Raw genomic sequence first — 6,000 nt, 5'->3', positions numbered from 1 at the left:
GAAGCTGCCGTCCGACTACCAGATGCAAGTGAATAGCCGTGTCCGGTGTCACTGATCGTTAACAATCAGGTCCAGCCTCGCTTGATCCAGCCTTGTTAGATCCAGCCCTGAAGCTCGCGCAGCACGAGCTGGCGGATCACGTCCATGCCGCCGTCGCTGTCGTTGAGGCAGGGGATCGCCGCGAACTGCTCGCCGCCATTGTGCCGGAAGATCTCGGCATTCTCCTGCGCGATCTCCTCCAGCGTCTCCAGGCAATCGGCGGAGAAGCCGGGCGTCACCACGGCAATGCGCCGCACGCCGTCCTTGGCCAGCTTCTCGACCGTCTTGTCGGTATAGGGCTGCAGCCACTCGGCCTTGCCGAAGCGCGACTGGAAGGTGAGGATCAGCCCGTTGGCATCGAGCCCGAGCCGCTTGCGCAGCGCATTGGTCGTGGCGATGCATTGCGCCTGATACGGATCGCCCTTGTCGACATATTCCTTCGGCATGCCGTGGAACGAGGCGACGATGATCTCGGGCTGGAACGGCAAGGTCGCAAGATGCGCATTGATCGAGACCGCGAGCGCCTCGATGTAATCGGGATCGTCGTAATAGGGCGGCGTCACCCGCAGGATCGGCTGCGCGCGCATGCCGGCCAGCACGCGAAACGCCTCGTCGCAGACGGTCGCCGACGTCGCGGCGGAATATTGCGGATAGAGCGGCACCACAAGGAGCCGGCCGCAGCCCTGCGCCGCCAGCGCCTCGATGCGCTCCTTGATCGAAGGGTTGCCGTAGCGCATCGCCCAGTCGACCACGACGTGGTCGTGATCGGCGATCGCCTCCGCCAGCTTGTCGGCCTGCGAGCGCGTGATGGTCTTCAGCGGCGACTCGTTCTTCTCGGTGTTCCAGATCTTCAGATAGTCGCGCGCCTTGCGGGCCGGCCGGACGCGCAGGATGATGCCGTTGAGGATCAGCTTCCAGAGCAGGCCCTGATCCTCGATCACCCGCGGATCGGACAGGAATTCCTTGAGATAGACCCGCACGCCGGCGGCATCCGCCGTATCGGGCGTGCCGAGATTGACCAGGAGCACGCCGACGCGTTCCGGCTTCGGCGCGCCGGCAGGCTTCGCGCTCTCGAAGGGGATCACCGTGCTCATGGCCTTGCGCTAGATATCCTTCGCTTGGGAGCTTTGGGCTTCGCGCGTTGCTCCAACCTTGTCAAGCCGAGTGCGGGTTGGCTACGTTCCCGTGCGGAATAAGGGGGAACCATGACGATCGCCGAATGGTGCGTCTTCGGGACGCTGATGCTCTCGCTGCTGACGATCGTATCGGTGAAGTGGACCGGCTTCCGCAGCTTCGACAACGCCAGGCCGCGCGATCCCGACTTCTACGACGATCCGATCCGCTCGCGGGCGCTCGGCGCGCACCAGAACGGCATCGAGGCCTTCCCGTTCTTCGCCTTCGCCGTGCTGCTCGCCGAATTCCGCGTCGGCCCGCTGCGGCTGATCGACGAGCTCGCTGTGCTGTTCCTGATCGTGCGGATCGCCTACGTCTTCACCTATATCGGCAACCGCCCGACGCTGCGCTCGATCCTCTGGAGCATCGGCTTCGCGATCAACATCGCGATCTTCCTGCTGCCGGCGATCAGGGGATATCTGACGAGTTGAGTGCGAATCCGCCCCCTCTCCGTCATCCCCGCGCAAAGGCTTCGCCTTTGCGCGGGGATGACGGATTACCTGGAGTGGGGCTCTACAAACACGTCGCCCGCTCGGCGGCGACGTAGCCGAACAGCAGGCCGAGCCCGAACAGCAGCACAAGGCCCGCGGCGGCGAACTCCAGGCCGCGCATGATGACCATGCCGCCGCCGTCGCGCGCCGCGCTCAGCCGCTCCGCCACGCCGCGCGCCGACACCGCGACCAGCGCGATCGCCGCCACCGTAATGGCGGTGCCGAGCCCCATCACGAAGGTCGCGGCAATGCCGGCCCAGAACAGGCCCTGCGCCAGCGCGAACACCAGCACCAGGAGCGCGCCCGAGCAGGGCCGGATCCCGACGGTCAAGATCGCGCCGAGCCCCCGCCGCCAGCCGCCAGGACCGGCAAGCTCGGCCGGCGTCGGCCCGTGCGAATGGCCGCAATGCTCGTCATGGACGTGTTGCGCGTCATGACCGTGATCGTGGCCGTGATGATGATGGCCACGATCGTCATGCGCGTGACGATGATGGTGATCATGGCCATGGTCGTGGTGATCGTGGTCATGATGGTCGTGATCGTGCCGATGCGCGCCGGCGATCGCCAGCGCCGGGCGCGGCATCTGCAGCGCGCGGAAGAAGCCGCCGCCCTTGACCCACACCAGCCGGGCGCCGAACGCCGCGATCAGCGCGTAGCTTGCGATCTCGATCGCCTTCTCCGCCCCGCACATGGTCTTCGCGGTCGCGTTGAGCAGCCACGCGCAGATGCCCACGATGAGAACGGCGACCACCGACTGCATCAGCGCCGAGGCGAACGACAACACGATGCCGCGCCGCGCGGTCTCGCGGTTGGCGACCATGTAGGAGGAAATCACCGCCTTGCCGTGGCCGGGGCCGGCGGCATGGAAAATCCCGTAGGCAAAGGAGATCACGAGCAGCGTCCAGACCGCCGAGCCGTCGGATTTCGCGGCGCGGATGGTCTGGGAAATCTCGCGATAAAACTCCGACTGTTTGGCCAAGAGCCAGCCGACCAGGCCGCCCTGCGGCTCCGCCGCGCGCGGCGCGCCGAACGGATTTTGCGCCAGCAGCGCATGAACGGCGCCATCGAGCAGCGCAAATGCCGCCAGCACGGCCGCGGACACGGCGAGGCCGCGCGTCATGCGCAAGACGATCGGCGTCATGGGCACTCCACCGAGACCTTGTTGGCGAACATCATACCGAAATTGCCGTTGCCACCGTCGAGAAAGGTCTGCTCGCCGAGCTTCTGCGCGGCGGCGGTGCCGTCACTGTTCGGCCGTTCGAACTGCATCTTGCAGTCCGCCGCGGCGCCGACCAGCTTGACCGGCTCCTTCTCGGCATACTGGAAGTCGATGAAATAGGTCGGGTCGAACACTTCGAGCGAGAGCTGCCTCGCCTTGAACGGCGTCTTCAGCGGCAAGGTGAAGTGCAGCGTCAGCGCCGAATCCTTGTATTCGAGGAAGTAGTCGACCGGTTCAGTGAACTTCTGCTTCTTCCCGTCGCCCTTGGCGAAGGTGAAGTAGGCGTATTCCTTCAGCGACTCGACATTGGTCTGCGCCAGCGGCGCCAGCTCCTCGCGGCTGTAGGCGCCCTTCACCTTGGTCTCGATACCCTGCAGCGCATAGGTCGAGAACATGTCGTCAAAGGTCCAGGCGTGGCGGACCCCCGTGATGGTGCCGTCGGGCGCGTAGATCAGCTCGCTCTTGGCGACGATCCAGACATGCGGATGGGCCTCGGCGGCCGCCGTGCCGAGCACGACGGACACCGCGAGCACGAGCCCGGCAACCAGCCGGTTGAGGGACGGCCGCACCGTCAGGCCGCCTCTGATGTCTCGAGCAGGCCGCGACGGCGCAAAAGCGCGTCCGGCTCGGGCTCGCGGCCGCGGAAGGCGACATAGGCCTCCTCGGGATCGCGCGAGCCGCCCGACGAATAGATGTCGTCATGCAGCCGCTTGGCGGTCGCGGGATCGAAGATGTCGCCGGCCTCCTCGAAGGCGCCGAAGGCGTCGGCGTCCATCACCTCCGACCACATGTAGCTGTAGTAGCCGGAGGCATAGTGGTCGCCGGAGAAGATGTGGCCGAACTGGGTCGGCCGGTGCCGCAGCGAGATTTCGGCGGGCATGCCGATCTTCTCCAGCTCCTTCTGTTCGAAGGCGCGGACGTCCCAGCTCGCCGCCGCCGGCTGGGTATGGAATTCGAGATCGACCAGCGCCGAGGAGACGAACTCCACGGTGGCAAAGCCCTGGTTGAACTTGCGTGCGGCGAGGAAGCGCTTGAGCAGGTCGTCCGGCAGCGCCTCCCCGGTCTGGTAGTGGCGGGCGAAGCGCTGCAGCACCTCGGGCCGCTCCTGCCAGTGCTCGTAGAGCTGCGAGGGCAGCTCGACGAAGTCGGTGAACACGCTGGTTCCGGACAGCGATGGATAGGTCACGTTGGACAGCATGCCGTGCAGGCCATGGCCGAACTCGTGGAACAGGGTCCGCGCATCGTCGGGCGACAGCAGCGACGGCGCGCCGTCGGCGCCCTTGGCGAAGTTGCAGACATTGATGACCAGCGGCGCGACGGCGCCGTCTAGCTTCTGCTGGTCGCGCAGCGAGGTCATCCAGGCGCCGGAACGTTTTGACGGCCGCGCGAAGTAGTCGCCGTAGAACAGCGCCTTGTGCTGGCCGTCGCGGCCCTTGACCTCCCAGACCCGGACATCTGGATGCCAGACCGGGACGTCCTTGCGTTCCTCGAAGGTGACTCCGAACAGGCGGGTGGCGCAGTCGAACGCGGCCTCGATCATGTGGTCGAGCACCAGATAGGGCTTGATCGCGGAATCGTCGAAATTGGCGCGGCGCTGGCGCAGCTTCTCGGCGTAGTAGCGCCAGTCCCAGGACGCCAAGGTGAAATTGCCGCCCTCCTCCGCGATCAGCGCCTGCAGCGCGTCGCGGTCGGCGAGCGCCCGCGCCCGCGCCGGCTTCCAGACCCGCTCCAAGAGGCCGCGCACGGCCTCCGGCGTCTTCGCCATGGAATCCTCGAGGCGGTAGGCGGCGTAGGTCGGGAAGCCCAGGATCTTGGCGGTCTCCTCGCGGAGTCTCAGGATCTCCACGATGGTCGCGTTGTTGTCGTTGGCGTTGCCATTGTCGCCGCGCGCCGTGAAGGCCTTGTAGACCTTCTCGCGCAGATCACGCCGCGACGAGCTTTGCAGGAACGGCTCGACCGAGGAGCGCGACAGCGTCACGATCGCCTTGCCTGGCATGCCGCGCTCTTCCGCCGCAGCCTTGGCAGCCGCCACAAATGTGTCGGAGAGACCGGCGCGGTCGTCCTCGCCGAGCTCCATGGACCACTCCTGCTCGTCGCCGAGCAGATGGTGGCTGAACGAGGTGCCGAGATGGGCGAGGCGCTCGTTGATCTCGGCCATGCGGGCCTTTGCCGCATCGTCGAGGCCGGCGCCGGAGCGGCGGAAGCGGGTGTAGGTGCGTTCCAGCAGCCGCATCTGCTCGCCGGTCAGGCCGAGCGAGGCGCGCTTCTCGTGCAGCATGGCGATGCGGCCAAACAGCACAGCGTTCATCATGATCGGATTCCAGTGCCGCGCCATTCGGGGCGACACTTCCTTGTCGATCTCCAAGATCGCCGGGCTCGAATGCGCCGAGACCAGATCGTAGAACACCGCCGAGACCTTCGACAGCAGCTTGCCGGAGCGCTCCAGCGCCGTGATGGTGTTGTCGAAGTCGGGCAGCGCCGGATCGTGGGTGATCGCAGTCACTTCCGCCGAATGATCGGCGAAGGCCTGCTCGAAAGCGGGCAGGAAATGCTCCGGCTTGATCTCGGCGAAGGGCGGCGTCTCGAGCGGCGTCTGCCATGCCTTCAGGAGGGGGTTGGCCAAAGTCTCGACCTTGGCGTCTGCGCTGGTTCCTGACATCGAATGTCCCGTTTTTCGCCTTGAAAATGCTGCCCAATCTATATCACGCGATACGGCATTTTTGGGCCTTTTGCGCTTGATAGATGGGCACTTTTCGGAGAGATTGCGCCCCCTGAACAGGACCTATTCCATGACCATGCAGCCCTCCACCTCAGGCAACCGCACCATCGTCTGGCCGAGCGTCATCACCGTGATCTCGGCGGCGATCCTGATCGGCGCGGAAGTGTTCGGCGCGGCGTTCGCCGGCGGCTGGGCGCTCGCGATCCTGCTCGGACTCGACGATGTCGCCGCGCACATCCTGCAGGCGGTGCTGTTCGGCATCGGCGTCTTGATCATGATCGCCTTCATCCGCGCCGCGCAGCGCGTCGAGCCGTTCACGCGTCGCGCGTGAGCTTGAGCGATTCAAGAAAGCGCTGCGG

The 6,000-nt window shown here is 65.8% G+C and carries 6 protein-coding genes; 2 read left to right on the top strand and 4 right to left on the bottom strand.

The features are described from left to right. Positions 1 to 95 precede the first annotated feature (95 nt). Complete coding sequence (hemH, locus tag IF803_RS36205; protein WP_461195518.1) at positions 96 to 1,133, bottom strand: ferrochelatase; 1,038 nt, start codon at positions 1,131 to 1,133, stop codon at positions 96 to 98. Positions 1,134 to 1,244: 111 nt separating this feature from the next. Here hemH and IF803_RS36200 point away from each other — a divergent pair, with 111 nt between their 5' ends. After that, positions 1,245 to 1,643, top strand: a complete 399-nt coding sequence (locus tag IF803_RS36200; protein WP_016842609.1) for an MAPEG family protein — start codon at positions 1,245 to 1,247, stop codon at positions 1,641 to 1,643. Positions 1,644 to 1,725: 82 nt separating this feature from the next. On the opposite strand, the gene IF803_RS36195 is transcribed toward IF803_RS36200, so the two are convergent. From IF803_RS36195 to IF803_RS36185, 3 genes are read right to left on the bottom strand one after another with little or no spacing between them, the layout of a single operon-like run. After that, positions 1,726 to 2,844, bottom strand: a complete 1,119-nt coding sequence (locus tag IF803_RS36195; protein ID WP_461195517.1) for a nickel/cobalt transporter — start codon at positions 2,842 to 2,844, stop codon at positions 1,726 to 1,728. Further along, positions 2,841 to 3,491, bottom strand: coding sequence for a DUF1007 family protein (locus IF803_RS36190; protein WP_461195516.1), 651 nt, complete (start codon positions 3,489 to 3,491; stop codon positions 2,841 to 2,843). Before IF803_RS36190 ends, IF803_RS36195 begins: the two co-directional genes overlap by 4 nt. 2 nt (positions 3,492 to 3,493) lie before the next feature. Then, entirely contained in the window at positions 3,494 to 5,581 is a 2,088-nt protein-coding gene (locus IF803_RS36185) for a M3 family metallopeptidase (protein ID WP_028341357.1), read from the bottom strand. A 130-nt stretch (positions 5,582 to 5,711) separates the two neighbouring features. Here IF803_RS36185 and IF803_RS36180 point away from each other — a divergent pair, with 130 nt between their 5' ends. Continuing rightward, positions 5,712 to 5,972 carry a hypothetical protein gene (locus IF803_RS36180; RefSeq protein ID WP_028341358.1) on the top strand — a complete coding sequence of 87 codons (261 nt, stop codon included), beginning with the start codon at positions 5,712 to 5,714 and terminating at the stop codon, positions 5,970 to 5,972. Positions 5,973 to 6,000: the final 28 nt, after the last annotated feature.

The sequence above is a fragment of the Bradyrhizobium sp. UFLA06-06 genome (assembly GCF_054820065.1).
The sequence above is the reverse complement of the archived record's forward strand: the minus strand, read 5'-3'. Positions and strand labels throughout refer to the sequence as shown.

What these genes read in the sequence shown, in the direction of transcription:
- IF803_RS36180 (WP_028341358.1), top strand. Translation starts at nt 5,712, where the DNA reads ATGACCATGCAGCCCTCCACCTCAGGCAACCGCACCATCGTCTGGCCG.
- IF803_RS36195 (WP_461195517.1), bottom strand. Translation starts at nt 2,844, where the DNA reads ATGACGCCGATCGTCTTGCGCATGACGCGCGGCCTCGCCGTGTCCGCG.
- IF803_RS36185 (WP_028341357.1), bottom strand. Translation starts at nt 5,581, where the DNA reads ATGTCAGGAACCAGCGCAGACGCCAAGGTCGAGACTTTGGCCAACCCC.
- IF803_RS36200 (WP_016842609.1), top strand. Translation starts at nt 1,245, where the DNA reads ATGACGATCGCCGAATGGTGCGTCTTCGGGACGCTGATGCTCTCGCTG.
- hemH (WP_461195518.1), bottom strand. Translation starts at nt 1,133, where the DNA reads ATGAGCACGGTGATCCCCTTCGAGAGCGCGAAGCCTGCCGGCGCGCCG.